A 26,066-nucleotide genomic window follows, 5' to 3' on the forward strand; every position below is an offset into this window, starting at 1 on the left:
ACTTAATTTCCTTCCAGAATAATTAAAAGGTATCAAATAATGACACTTTTTAATAGTATACTATAAATAACAAATAAAATCAAAGGAGATATCAGTATGAATACTAAGAGTGAATTTGAAAGAATTATGGCTACCCAAACGGAAATTGCTTTAGCCACAAGTGTCAATGATGTGTGTAATGTTAGGATCGTTAATTTCATTTACGATGAGACTTCTCAAACTTTGTTTTTTGCAACCTTTGGAGATAATGATAAGGTTAAAGAATTTGAGCAAAATCGTAATGTAGCTTTTACAACGGTTCCTCATAAAGGGAATGAACACGTTAAAGCAAAAGCGCAGGTTAATAAAAGTAACCTCAGTATTTTTGATGTAAAAGGCAGCTTTATATCAAAGATTCCAGACTATAAAGATACGATTAATCAAGTGGGGCAATTTCTTGTACTTTTTGAAGTCAAATTTAATACTGCTATAGTTACATTGGACTTTGAAAATATTGATATAATATCTTTAGCATAGCTTAATAGCAAAAAGTAAAGGGATTTTTTCGTGCCCTTCGTTTTAGTAATTTTATGTCTTTCATAATTATGTATTAACTGCCCCTAAGGGGCTGCCAGCTTCAAACGGCACATTAAGAGAGAAAAGCGAAAGCGGTATATATCACGTAATAATTAGAGGTGCAAATAGGCAGGAGATATTTCATGATGATGAGGACTGCTTAAGATTTCTTGAAACATTAGAAAAATATAAAGTAAAAAGTGCAATTAAGATATATGGTTGGTGTTTGATGAATAATCATATTCATTTACTTATTGAAGAAGGTAAAGAGGAACTTTCAACAACTATGAAAAGGATAGGTGTAAGCTTTGTAGGGTATTATCACCTAAAGTATGATACTACAGGACATTTATTTTAAGACAGGTATAAAAGTGAGAAGGTGGAAAGTGAAGAATACCTGATAACGGTAGTACGATATATACATCAAAATCCTGTGAGAGCTGGTCTTGTAAATATGCCTCAGGATTGGAAATGGAGTAGTTGTACAGAATACTATGGTGAAACACCTTATCAACAAGTATAATGGACCTGTATTCAAGAAAAATAATATCTTGGGTGCTCAGTACTACCCTAGAAGCAAAATGGGTAATAGAAGCAATTAATAAAGCCAAAGTATCACGTAATATAAATAAGCCATTAGTAATGCATTCAGATTATGCTGAAGAAAAAACTATGCCGAATAATCTTCCAAGATCACTTGGATATTGGCTGTAATATATTTTCTTCGGCATAGTATTTATAAATTGAAGTACCAAATATAAAGGAGGTACTTCAAAATGAACATTGACATGGTCTGCAACGTATTATTGGATGCACTAGCTGAATGTACATGCAATGCTTCCTTATTTAATGAGATATATGGGGCACACTTCTTTGGAAAGCACCTATTACTATATCCATCTTATACCTGATTATTCTCCAAAGTATTTAGGCAATGAATAAAGCAGCTCCCAAGTTCGGAGATGCCGATAAAATATGAAAGCACGAAGCAACTAGAAAAGCCATTTGATCTCTGGATTAAGTGCAATATACATGTGAAGCGTATCAAAAATCTACAGAAAAATTTATAAATAGTTATTCTAGGAAAGCTAATCCATGGGACAATGCATGTATAGAATCATTCCATGCATTAATTAAAAGAGAGTGGATAAATAGATTCAAGATATTAGATTATAATCATGCATATCGATTGGTTGTTAACTATATAGAAGCAGTTTATAATACAGTAAGAATACATAGCCATTGTGGATATTTATCTCCAAATCAGTATGAAGCTGACTATAACAAGGAGCTAAGGAAATTATACCAAGAAGCGAGTTGACATAATGTCGAATGGTAAGTATATTAAGAAAATCCTAATTTAACTTGTACTTTTTCTTGACATAGTACCATATACACGCACTAATTGCAGAAGGAGCATTAGATAAAGACAATAAATTTAAAGCAGTGAAATATATTCCGTATGAATTTCTAAGGAAATCATGTCAGAAGGTGCTACTGGATATAGTAAAAAATAAATTAGTACCTAAAAAGCCAAAGCTAGGAAAACTAATTAATGAGCTAAACAAGAGATATCGAGAAGGATTTTATGTACATGCTGAAACTAAAATGGATAGCGCGAAGAAAGCAGCGGAATATATAGGTAGGTACCTAGCAAGACCGGCAATAGCAGAATATAGAATAATTAAGTATGACGGTGAAGTAGTAAAGTTTTGGTATGAAGATCATAAGACAGGAGAAGTTGTTGAAAGAGAATTAACAGCATTGGAATTTATAGGGAAAATAATCATGCATATCCCTAAAAAACATTTTAAGATGGTAAGAAGATATGGACTATATAGAAGAGATTTAAATAAGATAGCAAAAGAGTCAATAAGTCTTCAAATGTATTATAAAAGGAAAAAAGAAAAAGGAAAAAAAGCTAGAGAAAAAAACATGGAAAGAAAGAATAATAGAGAGCTTTGGAAAGAATCCAATAAAATGTCCAAAGTGCAATAAGGAAATGGAGTTGTGGGAAATTTGGAGTGATAAAATATGGTACAATTTATCAGATGCTAGATGAATTAAAATCCCAAAAGGAGGGACCACAACAAAATGGTAAGAAAAAAGAGAAAGAGCTTATACGATACAATCCCATTCGACGACCCGAAGGAAATACAGAGAGATATGTACAAATATCAATGTATTCATTGTAGATATGAAGAAGAAGTACCTGGATATGTAGTAGAAGAGTTTGTCTGGTGGGAAGAAATGGATGAAGAGTATGCAAAAACAAAAGAAGATCGCATGCCTACTTTGGTATGCCCTAAATGCGAAGGAATGCTTAAAAGTAAATAGGCGGTAGGATATGAAAACTACCGCACTAGTTTTTTAAAATTGCCCGAAGGGCAACTTTGTTCTTGGATGTGTAATTGAGTAGATATATGGGATCTAATATCTTAAATAGATTGCAAAAATCCCAACTACCGCATTGCTTCCTTAACGCACTTTTAGTTAATTGCTGGGGGGATCTAGAGTCTCGTAATTCTGTATCAGGTTAAAGCAATTAGACTCCACTACTATTCTAATTACTTTAGAACACATTTGTAATATTATTTATATCTTGCCTCAAATTCTTTTTTTAATATATATATAATACTATAATAGCTTATTACTAATACAACTGGAGTTACTAATTTTAAAGGATTTTGCTGAATACTTGTTATAGAACGGCATTTTATGTGCAACTCAATTGACAAAATCTATTTGAAATAAATAAAGGATAAACATCAAGTAGTTGACTAAATTCTTGTCAACCTATTTAATGGTTATCCTTTTTATGTTATTATTACAGTCTATATTTATTTAGAAAGAAAGACAGAAGTCTCCTCTACCACAATTCAACTTCTGTCCCCATAAAACAATATTATGATAACTCTAATTACAGATAAAATCAATACATTTAATCAAATTTCATATAATAAATTTCTTGATACTATAAACCTCTACCAATTATCTTGCTCCTGTACCTTGTCTGGCTGCCTTATTAAACATGGTTACTATAACCGTTCTATTAAGACACCCGAAGGTTTCATTACACTGTCCATTTTGCGCATGAAATGTAAACGCTGTGGCAAGACGCATGCCATATTCCCTAAGTTTATCGTTCCTTACTCCCAAATACTTCTTAATGACCATATATCAATTATAAGAGCATATATTTCCAATGATTCATTTGAATCCATTATGACTACCAATGAATATATAGATGAAAGTAACATCAGATATGTTATCAGTATGTATTTAAGGTACTGGAAGGAAGCTCTTGCTGCTTTCGGATTTTCTATTGCCGATGATATCGTATCCATCATAAGACACTGTCTTTCTACATTCAAACGGCAGTTTATGCAGATTAAATGCATACCAAATATTATATTTACATAAAACCACATAAGCCTGTTTTACCATTTGTTTTTTATATTCTAAACTCTAAATATACTTTAAATAGAAGGAGGATTTTAAAGATGAATGATGAAGCAAGAAGAAATATTGCGCTTTTTAGATACGGGATCATCGCTCCAATAGTAAGTGGAACCTACGATGAAGATAAAAGTATAAAAGAGTTTTTTTCTGATACGGCTAAAAAAACCTATACCAATCCAAGAGGTGAAGATACAAAAATTTCTGCCTCAACTCTTGAACGGTGGTACTACAGTTATAGGCAAAGTGGCTTTGATGCCCTTATTCCACAACGAAGGCGTGACACCGGACAGCCCAGAAAAATTGACGAAGATATAATGGAGCAGGTTCGCTTTCTAAAAAAGGAATACCCACGAATACCTGCAACTTTAATACATCAGAAGTTAATTGATAATAAGCACCATAAATAAAGGTGATATATCTCTCTCCACAATCAATAGATTTGTAAATCAAATTAAAATTGAAAATAAATATACAGGTAACAAAGATATGAGGCGATATGAAAGAGCCCACATAAATGAAGTATGGTGTGGCGACAGTAGTGTTGGTCCTTATATTAAAATAGATGGAACAAAAAAACGCACCTATATCATTGCACTACTTGATGATGCTTCAAGATATATTGTTGGAATTGATATCTTTTTTAATGATACTTCATAAATCTTATGTCTATCATGAAAACAAATTTGTCACAAGATTTGGAAGACCAAAGATTTTAAATTTTGATAATGGATCATGCTATAAAAATAAACAGATGGAACTTCTAGTTGCAAGGATAGGTTCAACCATAAATTACTGTGCTCCATACACTCCAACCAGTAAAGCGAAAGTAGAAAGGTGGTTTAAAACATTGAAAGATCAATGGATGTCTCAGCTAAACATGAGTGATTACTCATCTATTGCTGAACTTCGTGAAGCCTTACTAAACTATGTTAATCATTATAATCAGAGCATACATAGTTCTCTTAACGGGTTGTGCCCCCAAGATAGGTTCTTTAATGAATCATATCTTATAAAAAGATTACCTGAAGAGTTGATTGAAACAACATTTCTTCTTGAGTACGAGAGGCGTGTATCTGCTGATAACGTAGTAATGATAGATGAAATTGAGTATGAGGTGCCTTATCGTTATTCAAAACAGAAAGTTACCTTAAGGTATTCACCTGACCTTAGTAAAATCTATGTAGTTGACAAGCATACCGGTGAACTTACAGCTATAAAACTGTTAAATAAGCAGGAAAATTCACTGATAAAAAGAGAAAAAGTAAAATTTACGGGAGGCAAATATTAAAATGATCGATTACATTAGCAGATATGGGCTTGACTTTAACCCATTCATAAAGAACACAAAAGATATCGTAGTGGAGACATCTGAATACAATGAAATAATCTACAGGCTTAATTATCTTTTAAACAATAAAGGTTTCGGAGTAATTACAGGTGGTCCAGGACGGGGTAAGACTACAGCAATTAGGAGCTGGGTTAATGGGCTTAATAACTCTTTATACAAGGTTATATATACTTCACTGTCAACACTTACAGTGAGTGAGTTCTACAAACATCTGTCATCAGAACTAGGCCTTGAGCCAATGCATAAAAAAACAGACAACTTTAAAAATATACAAGCAGAAATAAACAGGTATTCCATTGAGAAACGTATAACCCCAGTAATAATAATAGATGAAGCTAACTACATCAACAATGCTGTACTTAATGACCTTAAAATGCTTTTTAATTTTGATATGGATTCAAAAGATAGAGCCGTAGTTATTCTTGTAGGCTTGCCTCAGCTTAATAATACTTTAAGATTAGTTGCTAATGAACCATTAAGACAAAGAGTTACTATGAACTATAATCTCGATAGTCTCAAAGAGAGAAGAATCACTTTCTTATATAAAAGGAAAACTTTCGGGTGCAAAATCTACTTTGGAAATCTTTAACGCCAATGCACTAGAAGCTATAATAAATGCATCAAATGGTATACCAAGACTTATTAATAAGATATGCAATTCAAGTCTTATTATTGCTAATAGCAAAAATGCCAATATAGTAGATTCTGACATAGTAATGCTTGCAGTAAATGAAATTGAATTAGGATAATAATAAATCCATGGATGTCTTTAAAGATGTTCATGGATTTAAGCGAAATAACATATAACTTAACCTTATTTATTGTGATTATGTTCCATTAAGTACGTTGAATAATGTAAAGATTGGTCTTAAAGTAAACATTAAATAAAACGAAGAAGTTAACCGCATTTAATTTGAAGAACAACAACTTGTAATCTTTGAGAAAAAAAAAGTATAAATAAACGTTCCTGGAAGCATGCCAAGTGTACTGGCTAGCATATATTTCTTGAAGGGTATAGTTGTGACACCTAACAAATAATTAGTCAGGGCGAATGGGAAGAAGTATATATTCCTTAAGATAAAAATATGAGTAGAACTAAAATCATTGATTTTTTCTAAGTACTTTCTTGTATCTATGCTTAGTTTTTTACTAAAATGCTTATTATATATATGGTTTACTATATCTTGTCCTAATATCCTAGCAATCATAAAGGACACACCACAACTGATAGTTGCAGATATCATGGAGTAAAAAAAGGCTTTTTCAACACCAAAATAAGCACCTGCCAATGCTTTTAACCAAGAAATAGGAATACATAAGATGCTGCTAAATATAGTTATAATGATAAAAGTAAAGCCAATATTTTTATTGCCAGAAATTTCATCAAAATAGTCCAAAAGTTCTCCCTTGTCATGGTAGGGTATGTATCTATGCAAAATTAAAACAAGCACCAAAAATAAAATTAGTAATGAACCTTTTAGGATTCGCTTCTGCTTTCTTTTATATAATTTAAATATCTTCATAAGGATACCTCTCAGTTTTTTTTGTTAACCACGACTCTTCTTAATTCTTATCACTAGAATATATCAAATTTTTATAGACAATTGATGTCAAAGTTCTCAAATTTCTCATATATAATCCCTGCTCTGTAAACTTAGCCCCAAGGAATCCAATTGCTCAATTAGTGGAGATCAATATGAATTATTTTTTGGAATTCTTCCCCATATGAATTACATCTAATTAGATCGAACTGATAAAAGGTTATGACGTTCATTCAAACTACTGTATATTGAAGTCCTGATTTGTTAGATATACTTTATACTGTGGAGTATAATCTGTTGAATTGAATTTATCAGCTTAAACTAGTTAACCCTTCGAAAGGAGAGGTTAGAGGTCGTAGTATCAGTCGCATTACATATAAATATTAATCTTGATTAGAAAGATCATTTAGCCTTTTAAAATCGTTTTCTGTAACCGTTCCGATACAAAGATTATAATTACAGTTATAATATTTACTTATTAGCCTCAGGGGTCATGCTTCTCTTCATATACACTGATTGATGCTAAGTTTATCTACTCGTTTTAAATATGATACCTACAGGGGTTTTGGTTACTCCAAAATTATATACATTCATAAAAAAATAAACCCACCGAAATACAGTGATAACGAAAATCATTTTTATTATATCAGATATAAGCTTTATTTTCCATAAAGAATAGATTTAATAAAGGCGAGTTAGTAAGAGATTTAGTTATTGCGAATTTTGAAACAACTGCTGGAGACGGCAAAACATATTAAGTTACAACTTCGAGTATTGCTCACAACATTATTTTTAGTATAATCTTAATAAGAGATCCCGCCAGCAGCTCTTAACAATGTGTCCCAGGGTGGGACGTATTATTTTTAAAGGACTACCCCGTAGGGGAGTATTATATAAATATATAAAGGCAGTAAAAATTATATGTTGAAACTGAGAAGTAAGTGTAGGTGTTGAGGTTGGATCAAAGGATACAGGATGAATTGCAAATGCTTATTGACAGTATTACAGGAATTGTTGCTTTTGAGCAGATATTTCTTTTGGATTATATGCAACAGGAAAACCACATGCTGACTCAGACTTAGATATCTTTATTGAAATTAAAGAGGATGCTGATATTCGTGAAATTGATGCAATGAAACTGATAAACAAAGCAATTAGAGATAAAAAAACAATTAGACATAAAAAAACAAGTGATAGTTAGCAAAAAAAGTAAATTTAATTAACGTAAATATATTCCATCTATAGAGCGTCAAATAGCGCAGGAAGTATGGTGCTCTATGGATAATTAAACAATTGCAAAAGAATGGCAAAGGTTTCCAGAAATGGACTTAATGAGTGCAGAATATTTTCTGAAGATGCGTCCTATTCCTATTGAAATTATCTTTATCATTTTCAACAGTCAGCTGAAAAATATCTAAAGGGAAATCTAGTAATGCCTGGGATGAATCACCGAAGACTCATGACCTAAATCAATTACAAAAGCTATGTGCCAATATATCTGATAGTTTTTCAACTATAGCAGATCATTGTTCAGATTAACGTCTTATGGGCTACAACGGGTATACGAGTAATTAATGCTAGAGAAAAGAGATATGCAGGATGCCTTAAAGTGTAAAGACAATTAGGAATTTTATTATCAATATAGTATAGCACCACAAATGGTAGGAGAAGAGTAGGAGTATATATAATAATAGAACTATAAACCCTGTAGGGGATTATTTTTTTAGAGAGAAAGCGCTACTCTGATTTGAATTTGTTGTCACTATCAACTCCAGAGTTGTGAAGCTGTCGCTAAACTATGTAGAGTATAGAAAGGTTTAAGCGGTTATAAAAACTAAAACAACACTACTTTGCCACCCGTTATTACACCAGGGTAGCAGAAATGTTACATTCTTTGAAAGCCCTTTCACAAAATTGTTGATTTTGACAATCTGCTTCCAGGTGTACAAGAAAATAGAAATATATAGATGACCTAATATCTTATGTAAATTGATGTTATTCTAAAAGTTCGATACAGTAAAAATAATATCTAGATTGTTAAAAAAAAGGAATAGATTATTATCTAGGACTTAGAGGATAGTTAGGAGAAGAATTAAGCATGAAGAAGATAAAAGAGAAACGAAAAACTCGAAAAAAACAAGAAGAGAACTTCAATGATTACATAGATTCTGATGAAAACTATTATTTCATTGTTGGATATACATCTGGAGGAGCACCATATGGAATTACATGGGAAGAGGCTAGTAAAGATGGATTAATTGAAAAGGACAGCTCAAGTGACAAAAGCAAAGAAGATGATGAGATTCCATTTTGATTTGAAAATAAAGCAGAAGAACTTAGACAGGATAAAATATAAAAATGTAGCTTGCCATTTTATGATAAACTCCTTAAAAAATATTAAACTTTGGTAGTTGACAATAGAGCTTGAAAGGAAAGGGATGAGAAAAGGAATGAATTATAATGAGTTTATGAAATCTGTTGATGAAAAATTATCTTCTATGTCTGAAATGGAAAAAGCTGAATGGATACATAATATGGCTCGGACTATAAATGAGAATCAGCGAATTATATTTTTAAACTCCTTAACAAAAAAACAAGAGTATTGTCCGGATATTTCTATAAAAAAGGAGATAAAAGAGCTCGAAGAGTGGTGTAGAAAAATAGAAGATGCAGAAATCTATTTTCAGTGCACCGGTTACGAAGAGTATGGAGAAGGTTATTGGGGGAGGGATTATACTTACGAGTATTCTGATATCTTTGAAATAGGAAAAGAGCTTTCTAGAGCATTTCAGATTGCAGAAGACTTGTTGTCTCAAAAAGAATACCAGCAGGCGGCAGCATTATATGATGTGCTTTGCAGTATAACCTTTGCGACATTGGATAGTGAAATAGAAGAGTGGAGTGAGCTGGGACTGGAGGAACTTGTAGAAGAAAAGTTGGTAATTCTGGATTTAAAAAGTATTGCTCTGAATATGATGTATGCAAAATATCAGGTTACTGAAGGGGAAGAAAGAGCAGCTGCTCTGTACCGGCATCTTTCATGGGACATGTGTAAAAACATAAAAGCAGAAGAAATGTTTACTGTAGGTCCTGAAGAGCTTAAAGGAATAGACAGATTTATGGAGGATTGGATTTCTTTTCTGAAAAATATAGATGGGGACCTAGCAGGAGATTTGCTGACGGAGGCATGTATATATCAGGGGGGTATCACCCGACTATGTGAAGAAGCTAGGGAGGCATGGGCGAGACATCCAATTTTATATAAACATGTTTGTAAGCATTTGTTACATGATAATAAGGAGTTTGAGTGTATAAAGCTAGGAATGGAGGCTATTAAAGTATTACCTGAAAAGTTAATTATTCGAGGAAACATTGCAAACTTAGTTGCAAAAGTTGCTGTACAGTTGAACGACACAGATATAATTAATCAATGTTATGAAGCGGCTTTTTATTCTGAATCAAACCTGTACCATTATTTAAGGTTGTTTGAGCTTTCGAATTACCTTAATATAGCAGATAGAGCGGTAAAATATGCACAAACATTACCAGAGAACTCTATGTGGGAAGGATATCATAAAAATAAACAGATGATGGTGAATAGTATTTCAAAGGAACATAAGATGCTCCTCCGGTTTTTTAACGGAGAGTTTGATTATATTTATGAAGAATGCAAAAAAGATAGAACTACACTAGGTTGGAGTAGCAGTTTTAAGGGAACTGTTGTACCACTGTTTATTTTGCTATTAGACAAGAATAATAAGATTACAAAAGCTGGGCAACGATTGATAGATGGAATAGAATACAAAATGGGATTCACTGGAGACTATAGACAAAGCTTTACGGATCAATTTTTATACTGGAAAGAAAAAGTAATCCTCAGAAGTGAGCAATATGAAAAGTATATTGGGTGGCTGAAGGAAGAAATAGAAAAAAGAACTGAGTCTGTGGTAGGGGGAAGTCACCGGAAAAGCTATTACAAGGTAGCTGCACTAATAACAGCATTAGGTGAAACATTGGAGTCAAATGGGAAGTTACATGGAAGAATGGTTACAATAGAACATTATAAGAAAATGCATCCGAAAAAAAGAGCATTTAAAACAGAATTTGGGCAGCTTAATGAGGAGTAAGTGAATAAATAATATTCCAAATGAAGGAGATACTGGATTAATAAGACTAACCCAGAGAAAGCAATTAAAGAATTGACTATAGTGCTTATGTATTTAACAAGATATAATGAAGCAGATCGTTTCGGCTCGAATTATGATTTGTCTTGGAAGGGATATGATTTTGATATTATTAATGAACTAGATGAGGAAGATTATATTCGACAAGGTAGCCATCGATCCAAGTCTGTAGCAATTACGGAAGATGGGATAAAATTAGCAAAAAAACTATTGCATAAATACAACGTAATGGATTGGAAGTAGGAGGGTAGACATGGTTTTTAAATACATATTAAAACCTACTAAAACATATTGAAGCATTAAGGGTTTTATATTATCATAATACGTGTAAAGAGACTAACTATATGAAGTCAAGAAAAATTTCGTATTTAAAGAAGTCATGAAGAAAATAATTTTAAAGACATCTATTACAAAAAAATGCATGACAAACAGAGCAACTCAGTTGCTCTGAAAAAAATAGATTAAATTAGACTTGTGGAACAAATGCAGTATTGTTTTTTAGGAGGTAGTAAATTACCCTAATTAACTTTTTACCGACATGGCATCTGGCAACATTGAAGTGTTTGCCTTCAGAACGCTTTTTGACCATATAATCACTAAAGACTTTATCGCGCATAGCAACAAGTCTAGATGCTTGCATAATAGCCCACCTAAGGTATGTAGAGCCTCTCTTAACCATTGGAGTTTTAGATGCATTGTAAGTCCCAGATTGGTAAGTAGAAGGATCCATACCTGCAAATGCAAGAAGTTTAGTGGGTTGGAGAAACGATCAATATGACCAATTTCGGCTAATATAATGGCGGCTAGAGTATATCCAATGCCAGGAATAGTAATGAGTGGGGTATTGAGTTCTTGTACGACTAATTTAATTTGATTATCTAATGCATCTATTTCTGTTTGTACAGATTGTATGAGGCGAATAGTTTGTTGTAATTCGAAGGTCAGAGCGATTGCTTGACCCAATAGATTTGATAGCAAGCTCTTTTAAAGCAATTGCTTTCTCTTTGCTATATTTACCTTTAGAGGTCGTTCTTATTAGGTTTGTCAACTTTGTCAGATTGCAGTTGTAAATACTATAGGGGTTGGTAATTCAATTAATAATGCATATTTGGAACTTTGGTGTATAGACCAAAATAAGCTTGGCAATTCAGGAAAAATGATATCTATTAAGCGACTAACTGAAAGTTTAAGTCTAGAACGGTAACTAACCATTCTATGACGGTGTCTTGTTAGTGACTTTAGCTCCTGAATCTGATATGATACTGGTGAATAGGATTTAGATTCATCAGTAAAGAGCATAGTTGCAATGACCTTAGCGTCGGTCTTATCTGTTTTAGTTTTCCTAAGGGTTTGAGCCTTACGGAAAAGATTAGTAGCCAATGGATTTAGGATGGTGACCTGAAAGCCTTTGGAATACAGATAATTTGTGATATTTGTCTTTGTAATGACCTGTTGATTCAAGTCCTATTTTTACGTTGTTAATACTCTTGAGCCAAGAGCAGAAAGGATAGAAGAATATAGGGTATCAAAACCTTCCTTAGAATTAGAAATACGTAAAGAATTAGTATGAATAACACCATCAGAGTCTAAGATACAAAGCAATCGTGTTTAGCTTTGGCAACATCAATGCCCACAAATAACATAGTAATCAACTCCTTAAATATAGTACGCTATGTTTCCACAAACCCTATGTTAAATGTATCCTTGCTATATATAAAACGTCAAAGCGTTATCTAACTAATTAACAAATGAACATAGAGCTGTGGTTATAGCCTCAAAAGAAACAGTCGGCTGTATAGGGACAGCTGCCGTAGGTGAACAAACTAATCCACAGCGCCTATAAAGATTATATAGAAAATAATCTAGAAAGGAAAATGTATAATGACTTCCCCTATGTTTTCATTATACAAGGTGATAACATGAAGTATTATACAATTGGTCAATTTTCAAAATTGGTAGGGAAAAGTATCCAAACTATAACATTAAATGATAGCTAATAAATACGATACGATTGAGACAATCCAAATTTCTAGGTTGATATCAGATGCCTTTCGTGAATACTTAGTTGAGACAAAGAACAAAACTTCTATTGATTTTGGGTGTGGAATTGGTCTTATAGGATTGAACTTGTTAAATGATTTCAATTCTATGCTTTATCTGGATACCTCGCAGAAAATGATCAATATAATACATAAAAAATTAATGGCTTAGATGGTCAGGATGCTTCTTTATTTATACTTGATTCTCAAAAATAAACTTATTGATAGAGAGAAAATAGGATGATATCAAAAATTTGATGCTTTTAAAAAAATTAAAATGTGGCAAAGAGTAGGTGTATATGTTACCAAGGCCGTAAAAAATAATACTGAGTATAAATACGGATAAACCTATATTATAGTAGGATATTTTATGGCAGTACAAGCTTATATTAATTTATACGGGAATTGTCGAGAAGCAGTGGAGTTTTACTCGGATGTATTTAAAACTAGAAAATCACTGTTAATGCTATTTGGAGACCATGATGAATCTTGTTTTTGACTAATGAGACAGAAAAAGAATTAGTTATGTTACTAGTCTTATAATTAATGGAAGAAAGTCCCTCAATAACAATATAAAACAAAGAAGAAAAAATAAGAAAAAATAAGAAAAAATAAGAAAAAATAAGAATGAAAAAACCTATCGTAATCTAGTGTCTATGCACTAAATATTGATAGGCCTTTTTTAGTGCTATTATTTAGGCAAAAATAAAATTTCCTGAAAGCACCACTCTATATCTTAATTTAACATAATTACTTTACAATCAGTACGCTAGTAGTTGCCTGTTGCAATACAGCATTACTTACACTTCCTAAGAATAGTTTTTTCATTCCAGTTATACCTCTTCTACCCATTATAATAAGGTCGAAGCCCTCAACCTCTGCAAACTCAGAAATTACTTCAGCAGGAGAACCTTGCTTTAATATGGTATTTACTTTTATGTTCTTTTCTTCAAACATTTTTTCAGCCTCTAACAAATTCTTCTTACCTACCTCTTTAGCCTCTTCTCGTGCCTTTAGGAATCTTTCTACATCCTCTTTAGTAGGATGATCTACGTCACTCCAAGCCCCTATAGGTAAATCTAGTTTACCTTCATCTACACTTATTACGGAGACTTCATTTACATTGCAACCTTCAGCAATTTTACATGCCTTTTCTACTGCTCTTAAACTTTCCTTGGACCCGTCAGTACAAACTAAAATTTTCATATTAATTTATTCCTCCTTTTTATTTGGCTTCTGCCTATTAAAATGAGCAACTGGCTGTCCTATCGTTATCTGTATTCAGTTTATTACCCTAAAAAAAACAAAAAGAAACATTTATTTTTATACTTTTGTTGATAGATAAAGATTGACAGAGCAGAGAAATAATTATAATATTTAGTTAGCTAAACTAACTAAATATAAATGGGGTGATATGGATGCAAAATAAAATTGATATAGCTGCTGAAGAAATAGCAATGTTTTGTAGATTACAAATGTACGTAAAAAAAGAATTACCTATTCGATCTAGTGAGATGGGGGTACTTATTTATATTCATAAGCAAGACGGGGACGTTACTCCATTAATGATTAGCAACTTTTTTCAAATCGCAAAGCCTTCAGTGACAGCTATGATCAGCGAGCTCATTAAAAAGGGTTATTTAATTAAAGTACCATCTGTTACCGATAGGAGAAGTTATACAGTTTCTATTACTAATGAAGGTCATGAATTAGTTCAATCAACACGTGATGAATACTATAAAATCATAGAACTGCTTAAAGAAAAAATGGGACCAGAGAACTTTGAAGCATTTCTAAAGCTTATTCACAGTGCAAATCAAATACTTAAGGAGGTTAGAGGTTAATGAAAATACTTGTAACCGGTGCTTCTGGTAATGTAGGAAGTTATGTTGTAAAAGAATTACTGAATAAAGGAGAAAAGGTAGTAGTAGCTGGAACTGATATTGAAAAATTAACGAGAATGTTTGGAGATAATGTTGAAGTAGTTAAATTTGATTTTGAAGATGAAGGAACGTTTAATAATGCATTAGAAGGAGTAGACCGTGTATTCCTTATGCGACCTCCACATATCGGTGAGCCTGAGGGAATATATCCCTTTGTTGATGCTATGAGGTCTCATAATATAAAATTGGTATCTTTCTTATCATTAATGGGTGTAGAAAAAAATACAATACCACCTCACCATAAAATAGAAAAATATATTGAAAAAATTGGTGTTCCATATGCACATGTTAGGCCTGGATTCTTTATGCAAAACTTATCTGGGATTCACTCAGTTGAGATTAAAGAAAAGGGTGAAATATTTATCCCCGCTGGAAAGAGTAAAACGAGCTTTATCGATACAGCAGATATTGGTCTTATAGTGGCAACTTTACTACATGAATCAGAAACCTATGCAAATACTGCCCATACTATAACTGGATCAGAGTCTTTAGATTATTATGAAATAGCTGAAATTTTAAGTAAGGTCACTGGGAAGAAAATAACATACAAAAAACCTGGATTTTTTAAGTATAGAAGCTACTACATTAATAATAGGGGTTTAGATAAAAAATATGTCAATGTGACCGTAGCACTGTATTTCATGACAAGGATGGGTACCGCAAAGATGGTGACTGATGAGTTCTATAATATAACAGGAAGAAAACCTAGATCTTTTTATGATTTTGCTAGGGATAACGTAGATTGTTTTATGTAAGGATTTTTACCCATATTAATTAAAAAAAGTGTATTTAATAAAATAAATTTGCCTTTAGGTGCGAGGAGACTAACTATATGAAGTCAAGAAAAATTTCGTATTTAAAGAAGTCATGAAGAAAATAATTTTAAAGACATCTATTACAAAAAAATGCATGACAAACAGAGCAACTCAGTTGCTCTGAAAAAAATAGATTAAATTAGACTTGTGGAACAAATGCAGTATTGTTTTTTAGGAGGTAGTAAATTACCCTAATTAACTTTTTACCGACATGGCATCTGGCAACATTGAAGTGTTTGCCTTCAGAACGCTTTTTGACCATATAATCACTAAAGACTTTATCGCGCATAGCAACAAGTCTAGATGCTTGCATAATAGCCCACCTAAGGTATGTAGAGCCTCTCTTAACCATTGGAGTTTTAGATGCATTGTAAGTCCCAGATTGGTAAGTAGAAGGATCCATACCTGCAAATGCAAGAAGTTTAGCTGGGTTGGAGAAACGATCAATATGACCAATTTCAGCTAATATAATGGCAGCTAGAGTATATCCAATGCCAGGAATAGTAATGAGTGGGGTATTGAGTTCTTGTACGACTAATTTAATTTGATTATCTAATGCATCTATTTCTGTTTGTACAGATTGTATGAGGCGAATAGTTTGTTGTAATTCGAAGGCTGTAGAGCGATTGCTTGACCCAATAGATTTGATAGCAAGCTCTTTTAAAGCAATTGCTTTCTCTTTGCTATATTTACCTTTAGAGGCTGTTCTTATTAGGTTTGTCAACTTTGTCAGATTGCAGTTGTAAATACTATCGGGGGTTGGTAATTCAATTAATAATGCATATTTGGAACTTTGGTGTATAGACCAAAATAAGCTTGGCAATTCAGGAAAAATGATATCTATTAAGCGACTAACTGAAAGTTTAAGTCTAGAACGGTAACTAACCATTCTATGACGGTGTCTTGTTAGTGACTTTAGCTCCTGAATCTGATATGATACTGGTGAATAGGATTTAGATTCATCAGTAAAGAGCATAGTTGCAATGACCTTAGCGTCGGTCTTATCTGTTTTAGTTTTCCTAAGGGTTTGAGCCTTACGGAAAAGATTAGTAGCCAATGGATTTAGGATGGTGACCTGAAAGCCTTTGGAATACAGATAATTTGTGATATTTGTGCTGTAATGACCTGTTGATTCAAGTCCTATTTTTACGTTGTTAATACTCTTGGAGCCAAGAGCAGAAAGGATAGAAGAATATAGGGTATCAAAACCTTCCTTAGAATTAGAAATACGTAAAGAATTAGTATGAATAACACCATCAGAGTCTAAGATACAGCAATCGTGTTTAGCTTTGGCAACATCAATGCCCACAAATAACATAGTAATCAACTCCTTAAATATAGTACGCTATGTTTCCACAAACCCTATGTTAAATGTATCCTTGCTATATATAAAACGTCAAAGCGTTATCTAACTAATTAACAAATGAACATAGAGCTGTGGTTATAGCCTCAAAAGAAACAGTCGGCTGTATAGGGACAGCTGCCGTAGGTGAACAAACTAATCCACAGCGCCTATAAAGATTATATAGAAAATAATCTAGAAAGGAAAATGTATAATGACTTCCCCTATGTTTTCATTATACAAGGTTAATAAATGGATACAATAAAAAACTATTTATCAATATTTAAAAAACATGAAATATATCTTATTGACAAGTACAGAGAAGTCGGTGACATTTATACTTTTGTTTTTGATATGAAGAAGCCTATAAGCTGGAAGGCCGGGCAACATGGGATATTTACAATAAATCATATAAAGGTTAATAGACCTACTAGGGCATTTAGTATAGCTTCGACACCATATGAGGGGCACATAAAGATATCTATGAAAATTAGTGGAAATCCAAGTGATTTTAAAAAATCTTTGCTGGATTTAGAGCTAGGCAAGAAAATATTAATGAGAGGACCAATAGGGTCGCTTTATACACAAAGTCAAAAACCACTATTATTTATAGCCGGTGGGATAGGTATAACTCCTTATAGGGCTTTGATAAAGGAGCGTATTTTGAAGTCAGCAGATTTTTCAAATGATATACAATTACTCTATATGGACAGTAGAGAAGAATTCATATATGTCGAGGAACTAGATAATGCAAGTAAAGAATCGTCTATTAAAATTAGATATATAGCTAAACGTGATGATTTGAACCTAGAAATTGAAAAATTTGTGGAGGAGCATAGAAACGAAGCAGAATATTTTATTGTAGGGCCAAAAACGATGATTAAATCTATTGAAGCTCTCTTAAGAAGTAAAGAAATAGGAAAAAGGAATATAAAAAAAGATACCTTTATTGGTTACTAAATGAAAGTATGAGTGTATAAAATAATTTATCATCGTGCTGAATTGTTTCAGCAAATGATTATAAAATACATAATTTATGGAGAAAGTTACTTAATATATTGAATCCTTCAAATTAGCTCTGAAGGATTTTTTTATGAACTGATTACTAAATTAAAGTCAGCGTGCGGTAATAGTTGTAAATTAACAAAAGTTAAAGTAAAATAAAAGCAACAATAGTATCAAGTATTTATACATATTATTAATTATGTAACTATAGAATTTAAAGACTGGTTGATAAAGGAGTAGATAATCATGCAGTTCGCTAAAAGAATGAATCAATTTGGAGAGGGCATCTTTACAAAATTGGCAGAAATCAAAAGAAAGAAATTAGAAAAGGGAGAGCCTGTTGTTGATTTAAGTATAGGTGCACCAAATATTCCACCGGCTGACCACATAATAGAGGCTTTATGTACTGCGGCTTTAGACAAAAACAATTATACTTATGCTATTAATGACCAAAATGATTTATTAGAAGCTGTAAGTTATTGGTATAAAAAAAGATATGGTGTTGATTTGAACCCTAAAACAGAGGTATGTTCACTTTTAGGTTCTCAAGAAGGGCTTGCACATATTTCATTGTCTATTATAGATGAGGGGGATTTAGTTTTGGTACCCGATCCTTGCTACCCTGTATTTGCAGACGGACCACTATTAGCAGGAGCAAAGCTATATTTTATGCCACAGAAAAAAGAAAATGGTTATATTATAAATCTGGAGGATATTCCGGAATACGTTGCCAAAGAAGCTAAATTTATGATTGTATCATATCCAAATAATCCTACTACAGCTATGGCACCTGATGAATTTTATGTTGATTTAGTTGCCTTTGCAAAAAAATATGATATTATAGTACTTCATGATAATGCATATAGTGAACTTGTATTTGATGGACAACAGTGTGGAAGCTTTCTTGCATTTCCAGGAGCGAAAGATGTAGGAATCGAGTTTAACTCTCTATCTAAAACCTATGGTTTAGCAGGGGCCAGAATTGGTTTTTGTATTGGTAATGAGGAAGTTGTATCTCGGTTAAAGATTCTAAAATCTAACATGGATTATGGTATGTTTCTGCCAATTCAAAAAGCCGCAATTTCAGCTATTACTCAAAATCAAGATTGTGTAGAGGAAACTAGAAAGGCTTATGAAAAGAGAAGGGATATTCTCTGTAATGGATTTAATGAAATAGGTTGGAACATACAAAAACCTCAGGGAACTATGTTTGTTTGGTCGGAAATACCTACTAATTACAAGAAGTCTGAAGACTTTGTCATTGATATGATAGAAAAGGCAGGAGTTATCATTACCCCAGGAAGTGCTTTTGGTCCTTTAGGAGAAGGATATGTTAGGATGGCATTAGTGCAAGATGAAGAGGAATTGAGAAAGGCAATTAAAGCTGTTGATGAAAGTGGAATTTTAAAAGTATAGCCTTGCATAATATTGCATGCTACATGTATAAAGTAATAAAAGTATGTTTTTTAAAAAGCAATACAACCATATTTCTCTCTTTATAAACCCTACTTTAAAGTAGGGTTTTGTGTACGATAATTATGGTAAATAATTGTTTTCAAAGGAATGTTATTGACATATTTGACATACTTTCTTATACTATCAAAGTATGCAAAAATAATAAAGGATTTTATTTTATCCTATTTATATGTAATGATGTGCTTCTTGCTTTCACTGCAAGGGGTTTTTTTCATGTATACAGTGAAGGGGGTATAGAGATGATTATTAATAAAAGAAAAGGTAGTCCATGGGCATTACTACCATTAGCAGTCTTTCTGGTAGTATATCTTGTCACTTCAATTGTTTTAGGGGATTTCTATAAGATGCCAGTAAGCGTAGCTTTCTTAATTTCAAGCATTGTGGCAATCTGTATGAATAAAAATGAAAGCATAAGTAATAAAGCGGAAATTTTTTGTAAAGGTGCTGGAAATGTAAATATAATTTTAATGTGTGTTATTTTCATATTAGCAGGAGCTTTCGCACAAGTAGCCAAGGAGATGGGAGCTGTAGATTCTACAGTAAACTTAGGATTAAGTATTTTGCCAAGCAATATTTTAATTGCGGGTATATTTATTATAGGTTGCTTTATATCTTTATCAATAGGGACTTCTGTAGGTACTATTGTGGCTTTAGCACCAATGGCAGTAGGAATAGCTGAAAAAACTGGAAGTCCTATGGGATTAGCTTTGGGTGCTGTTGTTAGTGGTGCTATGTTTGGTGATAACTTATCTCAATGATTTCAGATACAACCATTGCAGCAGCAAGAACACAAGGTTGTAACATGACAGATAAGTTTAAAATGAACTTTAGGATTGTTGTACCAGCAGCTATCATTACGACTATTATTTTTGCATTAATAAATGCTGGTAATACAATAGTATTAGAGGGGAATTATGAATATAGCATTATTAAAGTATTAACTTATGTTGCGGTCTTAATTGGGGCGCTTCTTGGGGTCAATGTTATGGTTGTTTTAGTTGGTGGTACACTTTTAGCCGGTGGAATAGGTATTTTTACAAATGCCTTTGATATTTGGGGATTTGTACAAGCTATAGAAAAAGGCATAATGGGTATGTCAGAAATAATAATTATTTCTCTGCTAATTGGGGGAATAGTTGAAATTATAAAATTTAATGGGGGAATAGAGTTTTTATTGAACTATATTAAAAAAAGTATCAAGAGCAAAAAAGGAGCAGAATTCGGTATTGGTATTTTGGTAACTTTAGTAAATATGTGCACGGCTAATAATACTATAGCTATTGTAACTGCTGGGCCTATTGCAAAAGATATTGCTGATGAGTATGGTATAGATCCTAGAAGGTCAGCAAGTTTACTCGATACTTTTTCTTGTTTCTGTCAAGGTTTAATTCCGTATGGAGCACAGCTTCTTGTTGCAGCTAGCATAGCAGGTATATCAAGTCTGGATATTATGAAGTTTCTATATTATCCATATTTAATGGGTATATGTGTACTATTGGCGATTATATTCGGTATACCAAGTATGAAAAATGTATACGCAAAGTAAACTTAATGTATTAATATATGAATTAAATAAGAATTAATTTAGAAAACCCTTGACCCATGTTTAGGGTTTTTTTATATATCTCTTTTACAAGACGTAATGGTCAGATTTTTGTGTTATTTATTAATTTAACTTAACATTATGGGTATTGATTTACTGGGTGGATTTGTGGTATAGTCTCATATAAGATTAATTTTCTGAAAATTCAAAAAAGCAAAGGAGATAACAAACATGAGCATGATATTCAAGCGAAGAATTCCTACTTCTGAAGAAATAATGGAGCAAATTCCTATACCGGAACATATAAAAGCTATTAAGGAAACAAGAGATAGAGATATAAGAAATGTTTTTGAAAACAAAGATGATAGATTTGTTCTTATTATTGGACCATGCTCAGCAGATAATGAAGATTCTGTATGTGAATACATCGGTAAGCTGGCAAAGGTGCAAGAACAAGTAAAAGATTCAATTTTGATTGTACCTAGAATTTATACTAACAAACCTAGAACTACTGGTGAAGGATATAAGGGGATGGCACATCAACCGGACCCAACTAAAACCCCGGATTTATTTGAAGGAATTAAAGCAATTAGAAAAATGCATATAAGGGCTTTAAGTGAATTTCATATGCCTGCGGCAGATGAAATGTTATATCCAGAAAATTATATTTATTTGTCGGATTTATTAGGGTATATTGCTATAGGTGCACGTTCTGTTGAAAATCAGGGACATAGGTTGGCCGTCAGTGGTGTGGATGTACCTACTGGTATGAAAAATCCTACAAGTGGAGATTTGACAGTGATGTTAAATTCTATAATAGCAGCTCAACAATCACATACTTTTACCTATTCAGGATGGGAAGTTGAAACTACTGGGAATAAGCTAACTCATGCTATATTAAGAGGTGCTGTAGATTCAAATGGAAGAAATATACCGAATTATCACTATGAAGATTTAATTAGGGCTGCAACAGAATATGAAAAATTACAGCTTTGCAATACAGCAATGATAGTAGATGTAAATCATGCAAATTCAATGAAATGCTATTATGAACAACCACGAATTGCAAAGGAAGTACTATCTAGTAGAAACTATGACCCACTATTGAAGAAAATGATAAAAGGATTAATGATAGAAAGCTATTTAATAGAGGGTAAACAAGATGTAAACGAAAATATATATGGAAAGTCTATAACAGATGGGTGTATAGGTTGGGATACAACAGAAAGGTTAATATATGGTATTGCTGAGAAACTTTAAATACTGTTATCTTTACAAGAAAAGAGGAGCGAAAGCTTCTCTTTTGTTGTAAAGTACTCAGTCCTTTATCTCTTTAAATAATTCATATGCTTTCTTTTTTGCTTCCTCCAAAATTTCACTACCCAGTGGTGTTATTGTATAGTATTTTCTAATTTTACCTTCTACTGTTTTATCTTGTCTTTCTAATAGTCCTTTAGACTCCATATTATGAAGTAAAGGATAGAGTGTTCCAGGGCTCATATCGTATCCATGTTCTTTAAGTTCATCAATCATCCATACACCGTAAAAGGGACATTTCTTAGCGTGATGAAGTATATGGATTTGTATAAAACCAAGGAAAAATTTTCTTAATATTTGCTCTTGCAATGTATTCACTCCTAAATTATAATTATACATATCGATATCGAAAATCGATATTAAATAACGATACTAAGTAATGAGATTATTATATCACTGAAGTCCAGTAATCTCAATAAGATCTATTAAATTAGTTAGTAATAGTAGGAATTTATGGTGGAGGATGATTATATGATTAAAAAAAAGTACAAAGATAGTATAAAATGGAGTACATTCTTAAAAGATGTATTTATTTGTTCACTTGGGGCCTATGGTGGGCCTGAAGCTCACTATGGAGTTTTTACTGATCAATTAGTAACAAAGAAAGAATATATACACGAAGAAGAACTTGTAGAACTTATAGCCCTTTGTAGTATATTACCTGGGCCTACAAGTACCCAAACGATTGTATCAATTGGATATAAAATGGGTGGACCATTATTAGCACTATTAACAATGTTAGTATGGGCACTTCCTGTACTAACTCTTATGGGGCTATTATCGTTTTTATATGAATTTCTAGAGAGTATGAATATATCGCAAGCGGGTCTACGTTATATAGGTCCTATGGCAGTAGGATTTATAGTAGTAGCCGCATATAGAATAGGAAGTAAAGTAGTAACTGATAATATTACAGGGTTTTTATTAATTTTAGGTTGTTTAACAACTTATTTTATTAGAGAACCTTGGGTTTTTCCATTAATACTTGTTTTTGGTGGACTGGTAAGTGTAATTACCACTAAAGAAGATAAGCTATGGAATGGGGTAAAATTAAACCCACCATGGGCGTATTTAATTACATTTGTGATTTTTACTTTAGGAAGTATTGTACTTTCAGTAATTCTAGACAATCATATTATTCGCTTATTCGAAAGTTTCTATCGATATGGATACTTAGTATTTGGAGGGGGGCAAGTTGTTGTACCTGTAATGTATAGTGAATTAGTTGAAGTTAATAGATTTATGACAAATCAAGAATTTTTAACAGGCTATGGCTTAGTACAGGGACTACCTGGCCCGATGTTTAGTTTTAGTGCCTATGCTGGGGGGATGGCAAGTAGAGGAGGTTCATACCTAACTCAAATACTTGGTGCTATAACAGGTGGTATTGGTATATTTTTACCAGGTCTTTTATTAATCTATTTTATATATCCTATCTGGGAGAATCTAAAGAAAATAAAAGGCATAAAGATTTCATTAAGAGGCATCAACGCTGTAGCAGGAGGATTAATAACTGTAGCTGCAATAATATTAATGCAGAAAAGTGGTTTTTTTATTGATAATATCCTTATAACATTAATTACAATACTATTATTATTAACAAAAAAGATACCTGCGCCACTAATTGTTTTACTTGTCTTAGTAGCAGGATATATTGTATAAAAATAATATAGTAATTATAAACACCCTTTTAAATAGGGTGTTTATAATTTTTAGGAGTGTGAAGAAATATAAATAAAACTTAGAGACTGGATTCGTGGAGATGATTTATAAAAATGAATAAATTGTACTGGTAAGAGATGAAGAAAGTATATAACATGTCAATTAGTTTGCGTACACGGTTTGCAGGAACAATTACTTTATTTATGATTGTATTAACTATATTATTAAGTTTTGTAATAGGACAAAGGTCTACTCAAGAGGTTAGAAGTGAAATTGGTAACTCTCTTGCAGAAATGGCTTTTCAAATGGCGGATAAACTGGATCAGTATATGTGGTCAAGATATGGGGAAATAGAAATAATGACGGAATTGGAAGCATTAAAAGAGCCTAAGGATTTTATGGTAATCGAAAATTTGCTTAATAGGTTACAAATTAGTTTTCCTTCCTTCTCATGGATTGGTTATATAAACCCAGAAGGAGTAGTAAAAGCTGCTACTGGAGGTATTCTGAGGGAACATGACATATCTAGCCGTCCTGTTTACATAGAAGGTATGAAAGGTCACTTTATTGGTGATGTACATGATGCAGTACTTCTTTCAAATCTATTACCAAATCCTACTGGGGAACCAATGAAGTTTGTGGATATAAGTATACCAATTTTAAATTCAGAAGGTCAATTATCAGGTATATTGGCAGCGCACCTGAGTTGGGAATGGGCGAAGGAAGTTGAGATATCGCTACTAGAGCCTCTAAGAAACCGTAAAGGTATAGAGCTATTTATTGTAAGCGCAAATGATAATACGATTTTATTAGGACCAAATGAGTTAATTGGTCAAACACTTAATCTGAATAGTATAAATAACGCGGGTTTAGGTAAAAACAGTTGGGATTTAGAAGATTGGGGTAATGGCAAGAAATATTTAACAGGTTATGTTAAGGCAAATGGGTACATGAATTATCCAGGTTTGGATTGGGTAGTACTTGTGAGACAACCTATAGAAGAGGCATATTTAACTATTGCTAACTTAAAAAAATTCATTCTAAGACTTGGTCTAGTTATTTCTACTCTATTTGCAATAATTGGATGGATAACGGCAAATAAGGTAGTGAAGCCATTACAAGAAATTGCAATGGCAGCAGATAGATTGAAGGTTGGGGAGAAAGTTGCTATTCCGAAGCATAAAGGTATAAAGGAAATAGAAATATTAGAATCATCTTTAAGTCAATTAATAGGTAGTCTTATCCACACCGAAAGTGCTTTAGGCGAAATGGAGAATTTAGCCCAACACGATGCTTTAACAGGTTTACCAAATAGAATTGCATTGGATTTTCATATTGAAGAGGCAAAGAAGAAAGCGACTAGGAGTGGATTAACACTAACTTTTCTGTATCTGGATTTAGATGGTTTTAAACAAGTTAATGACTTATTAGGTCATAATGTTGGTGATATATTATTACAACGAGTAGCAATAATACTCAAGGAAAATGTCCGGGATGACGAGATAGTAGTTAGACTAGGTGGTGATGAGTTTCTAATGGTACTCTACACTTCTTTAAATAAATCTAGAGAAAACGGTACAGTCGTAGCAGATCGAGTAATTAGTGCACTTAATAAACCCTTTGACATTAATGGAAATATTGCTAAAATAGGCTGTAGTATTGGCGGAGCTGTTTGGCCATCAGATGGTATTGATACAATAGAAATAGTTAGATTAGCTGATGAAGCACTATATATATCAAAACGTACTGGAAAAAATAAAACAACATTTCATCAAGATTATGACAGTTCGTTAAAGGAAGAGTATAGTGTATAGTCATTGATAATAAAAGAGAG

Annotated in this window: 33 protein-coding genes and 1 pseudogene; 28 read left to right on the plus strand and 6 right to left on the minus strand. The window is 32.6% G+C overall.

Annotated elements, in window-relative coordinates:
- The first annotated feature begins 96 nt into the window (after nt 1–96).
- From HZR23_RS08140 to HZR23_RS16975, 13 genes are all read left to right on the plus strand, one after another.
- Entirely contained in the window at nt 97–516 is a 420-nt protein-coding gene (locus HZR23_RS08140) for a pyridoxamine 5'-phosphate oxidase family protein (RefSeq protein ID WP_132849803.1), read from the plus strand.
- Between the two features lie 136 nt (nt 517–652).
- The gene (locus HZR23_RS16955; protein ID WP_408641307.1) at nt 653–913 is read left to right on the plus strand and encodes a transposase; all 261 of its coding nucleotides are present in this window, start codon (nt 653–655) and stop codon (nt 911–913) included.
- 164 nt (nt 914–1,077) lie between these two features.
- Nucleotides 1,078–1,269, plus strand: coding sequence for a hypothetical protein (locus tag HZR23_RS08150; protein ID WP_207667945.1), 192 nt, complete (start codon nt 1,078–1,080; stop codon nt 1,267–1,269).
- Nucleotides 1,270–1,331: 62 nt separating this feature from the next.
- Nucleotides 1,332–1,466, plus strand: coding sequence for a hypothetical protein (locus HZR23_RS17560; protein WP_279229916.1), 135 nt, complete (start codon nt 1,332–1,334; stop codon nt 1,464–1,466).
- 110 nt (nt 1,467–1,576) lie between these two features.
- Nucleotides 1,577–1,876, plus strand: coding sequence for an integrase core domain-containing protein (locus HZR23_RS08155; protein WP_243098302.1), 300 nt, complete (start codon nt 1,577–1,579; stop codon nt 1,874–1,876).
- A gap of 71 nt (nt 1,877–1,947) precedes the next feature.
- A complete protein-coding gene (locus HZR23_RS08160) occupies nt 1,948–2,553 on the plus strand; it encodes an IS91 family transposase (RefSeq protein ID WP_132849802.1) in 606 nt (201 codons plus the stop codon).
- 96 nt (nt 2,554–2,649) lie between these two features.
- Nucleotides 2,650–2,892 (plus strand): hypothetical protein, encoded by a 243-nt coding sequence (locus HZR23_RS08165; RefSeq protein ID WP_132849801.1) that lies wholly within the window; start codon nt 2,650–2,652, stop codon nt 2,890–2,892.
- 570 nt (nt 2,893–3,462) lie between these two features.
- A complete protein-coding gene (locus HZR23_RS18020) occupies nt 3,463–3,978 on the plus strand; it encodes a DUF6431 domain-containing protein (protein ID WP_408641295.1) in 516 nt (171 codons plus the stop codon).
- Nucleotides 3,979–4,058: 80 nt separating this feature from the next.
- Nucleotides 4,059–4,424, plus strand: coding sequence for a helix-turn-helix domain-containing protein (locus HZR23_RS16960; RefSeq protein ID WP_249536758.1), 366 nt, complete (start codon nt 4,059–4,061; stop codon nt 4,422–4,424).
- A 79-nt stretch (nt 4,425–4,503) separates the two neighbouring features.
- The gene (locus tag HZR23_RS16965; RefSeq protein WP_249536759.1) at nt 4,504–4,674 is read left to right on the plus strand and encodes a hypothetical protein; all 171 of its coding nucleotides are present in this window, start codon (nt 4,504–4,506) and stop codon (nt 4,672–4,674) included.
- On the plus strand, nt 4,661–5,305 hold the full coding sequence (locus HZR23_RS16970; RefSeq protein WP_249536760.1) for an integrase core domain-containing protein: 645 nt from the start codon (nt 4,661–4,663) through the stop codon (nt 5,303–5,305). Before HZR23_RS16965 ends, HZR23_RS16970 begins: the two co-directional genes overlap by 14 nt.
- 1 nt (nt 5,306) lies before the next feature.
- Entirely contained in the window at nt 5,307–5,954 is a 648-nt protein-coding gene (locus tag HZR23_RS08175) for an ExeA family protein (protein WP_249536761.1), read from the plus strand.
- Nucleotides 5,941–6,114 (plus strand): hypothetical protein, encoded by a 174-nt coding sequence (locus HZR23_RS16975; protein ID WP_249536722.1) that lies wholly within the window; start codon nt 5,941–5,943, stop codon nt 6,112–6,114. Before HZR23_RS08175 ends, HZR23_RS16975 begins: the two co-directional genes overlap by 14 nt.
- A 159-nt stretch (nt 6,115–6,273) precedes the next feature.
- Here HZR23_RS16975 and HZR23_RS08180 read toward each other — a convergent pair whose 3' ends face one another.
- On the minus strand, nt 6,274–6,888 hold the full coding sequence (locus HZR23_RS08180; protein ID WP_132849871.1) for a TVP38/TMEM64 family protein: 615 nt from the start codon (nt 6,886–6,888) through the stop codon (nt 6,274–6,276).
- 974 nt (nt 6,889–7,862) lie between these two features.
- On the opposite strand from HZR23_RS08180, the gene HZR23_RS17565 reads away from it, so the two are divergent.
- The 5 genes from HZR23_RS17565 to HZR23_RS08200 all read left to right on the plus strand — a co-directional run bounded on the left by HZR23_RS17565 (nt 7,863) and on the right by HZR23_RS08200 (nt 11,333).
- Nucleotides 7,863–7,988 carry a hypothetical protein gene (locus tag HZR23_RS17565; RefSeq protein WP_279229918.1) on the plus strand — a complete coding sequence of 42 codons (126 nt, stop codon included), beginning with the start codon at nt 7,863–7,865 and terminating at the stop codon, nt 7,986–7,988.
- Nucleotides 7,989–7,996: 8 nt separating this feature from the next.
- Nucleotides 7,997–8,107, plus strand: coding sequence for a hypothetical protein (locus HZR23_RS18025; protein WP_243098306.1), 111 nt, complete (start codon nt 7,997–7,999; stop codon nt 8,105–8,107).
- Nucleotides 8,108–9,004: 897 nt separating this feature from the next.
- Nucleotides 9,005–9,220: a hypothetical protein gene (locus tag HZR23_RS08190; protein WP_132849872.1), complete on the plus strand. Its 216-nt coding sequence runs from the start codon at nt 9,005–9,007 to the stop codon at nt 9,218–9,220.
- A 136-nt stretch (nt 9,221–9,356) separates the two neighbouring features.
- Nucleotides 9,357–11,033, plus strand: a complete 1,677-nt coding sequence (locus HZR23_RS08195) for a hypothetical protein (RefSeq protein ID WP_132849873.1) — start codon at nt 9,357–9,359, stop codon at nt 11,031–11,033.
- A gap of 63 nt (nt 11,034–11,096) precedes the next feature.
- A complete protein-coding gene (locus HZR23_RS08200; RefSeq protein ID WP_456300198.1) occupies nt 11,097–11,333 on the plus strand; it encodes a DUF6429 family protein in 237 nt (78 codons plus the stop codon).
- A gap of 223 nt (nt 11,334–11,556) precedes the next feature.
- Here the strand turns inward: HZR23_RS08200 and HZR23_RS18030 are convergent.
- Together HZR23_RS18030 and HZR23_RS16995 are read right to left on the minus strand one after the other, a co-directional pair.
- A pseudogene (locus HZR23_RS18030) lies at nt 11,557–12,068 on the minus strand (transposase).
- Nucleotides 12,069–12,143: 75 nt separating this feature from the next.
- Nucleotides 12,144–12,551 carry an IS110 family transposase gene (locus HZR23_RS16995; RefSeq protein WP_249536762.1) on the minus strand — a complete coding sequence of 136 codons (408 nt, stop codon included), beginning with the start codon at nt 12,549–12,551 and terminating at the stop codon, nt 12,144–12,146.
- A gap of 525 nt (nt 12,552–13,076) precedes the next feature.
- Between HZR23_RS16995 and HZR23_RS08210 the strand changes: the two genes are divergently transcribed.
- On the plus strand, nt 13,077–13,301 hold the full coding sequence (locus HZR23_RS08210; protein ID WP_132849893.1) for a class I SAM-dependent methyltransferase: 225 nt from the start codon (nt 13,077–13,079) through the stop codon (nt 13,299–13,301).
- Between the two features lie 578 nt (nt 13,302–13,879).
- Here HZR23_RS08210 and HZR23_RS08215 read toward each other — a convergent pair.
- Nucleotides 13,880–14,335 (minus strand): universal stress protein, encoded by a 456-nt coding sequence (locus HZR23_RS08215; RefSeq protein WP_132849894.1) that lies wholly within the window; start codon nt 14,333–14,335, stop codon nt 13,880–13,882.
- A 212-nt stretch (nt 14,336–14,547) separates the two neighbouring features.
- Here HZR23_RS08215 and HZR23_RS08220 point away from each other — a divergent pair, with 212 nt between their 5' ends.
- Nucleotides 14,548–14,973, plus strand: a complete 426-nt coding sequence (locus tag HZR23_RS08220) for a MarR family winged helix-turn-helix transcriptional regulator (protein ID WP_132849895.1) — start codon at nt 14,548–14,550, stop codon at nt 14,971–14,973.
- Nucleotides 14,973–15,827: an SDR family oxidoreductase gene (locus HZR23_RS08225; protein ID WP_132849896.1), complete on the plus strand. Its 855-nt coding sequence runs from the start codon at nt 14,973–14,975 to the stop codon at nt 15,825–15,827. The genes HZR23_RS08220 and HZR23_RS08225 overlap by 1 nt, the downstream gene beginning before the upstream one ends.
- A 199-nt stretch (nt 15,828–16,026) precedes the next feature.
- On the opposite strand, the gene HZR23_RS08230 is transcribed toward HZR23_RS08225, so the two are convergent.
- Complete coding sequence (locus tag HZR23_RS08230; RefSeq protein ID WP_213050337.1) at nt 16,027–17,205, minus strand: IS110 family RNA-guided transposase; 1,179 nt, start codon at nt 17,203–17,205, stop codon at nt 16,027–16,029.
- Between the two features lie 276 nt (nt 17,206–17,481).
- On the opposite strand from HZR23_RS08230, the gene HZR23_RS08235 reads away from it, so the two are divergent.
- From HZR23_RS08235 to HZR23_RS08250, 5 genes are all read left to right on the plus strand, one after another.
- Entirely contained in the window at nt 17,482–18,189 is a 708-nt protein-coding gene (locus HZR23_RS08235; protein ID WP_132849302.1) for an FAD-dependent oxidoreductase, read from the plus strand.
- 291 nt (nt 18,190–18,480) lie between these two features.
- On the plus strand, nt 18,481–19,650 hold the full coding sequence (locus tag HZR23_RS08240; RefSeq protein WP_132849301.1) for an aminotransferase class I/II-fold pyridoxal phosphate-dependent enzyme: 1,170 nt from the start codon (nt 18,481–18,483) through the stop codon (nt 19,648–19,650).
- 299 nt (nt 19,651–19,949) lie between these two features.
- Complete coding sequence (locus HZR23_RS17765) at nt 19,950–20,468, plus strand: Na+/H+ antiporter NhaC family protein (protein WP_330571481.1); 519 nt, start codon at nt 19,950–19,952, stop codon at nt 20,466–20,468.
- Entirely contained in the window at nt 20,465–21,256 is a 792-nt protein-coding gene (locus HZR23_RS17770; RefSeq protein ID WP_330571480.1) for a Na+/H+ antiporter NhaC family protein, read from the plus strand. Before HZR23_RS17765 ends, HZR23_RS17770 begins: the two co-directional genes overlap by 4 nt.
- Nucleotides 21,257–21,475: 219 nt before the next feature.
- Nucleotides 21,476–22,513 carry a 3-deoxy-7-phosphoheptulonate synthase gene (locus HZR23_RS08250; protein WP_279229904.1) on the plus strand — a complete coding sequence of 346 codons (1,038 nt, stop codon included), beginning with the start codon at nt 21,476–21,478 and terminating at the stop codon, nt 22,511–22,513.
- 57 nt (nt 22,514–22,570) lie between these two features.
- On the opposite strand, the gene HZR23_RS08255 is transcribed toward HZR23_RS08250, so the two are convergent.
- Entirely contained in the window at nt 22,571–22,879 is a 309-nt protein-coding gene (locus HZR23_RS08255) for a PadR family transcriptional regulator (RefSeq protein WP_132849299.1), read from the minus strand.
- 162 nt (nt 22,880–23,041) lie between these two features.
- Between HZR23_RS08255 and chrA the strand changes: the two genes are divergently transcribed.
- The gene (chrA, locus tag HZR23_RS08260) at nt 23,042–24,232 is read left to right on the plus strand and encodes a chromate efflux transporter (RefSeq protein WP_132849298.1); all 1,191 of its coding nucleotides are present in this window, start codon (nt 23,042–23,044) and stop codon (nt 24,230–24,232) included.
- A 137-nt stretch (nt 24,233–24,369) separates the two neighbouring features.
- Complete coding sequence (locus HZR23_RS08265) at nt 24,370–26,046, plus strand: sensor domain-containing diguanylate cyclase (protein ID WP_213050189.1); 1,677 nt, start codon at nt 24,370–24,372, stop codon at nt 26,044–26,046.
- Nucleotides 26,047–26,066: the final 20 nt, after the last annotated feature.

It is taken from the genome of Serpentinicella alkaliphila, from assembly GCF_018141405.1.
Taxonomy (GTDB): Bacteria; Bacillota; Clostridia; order Peptostreptococcales; family Natronincolaceae; genus Serpentinicella; species Serpentinicella alkaliphila.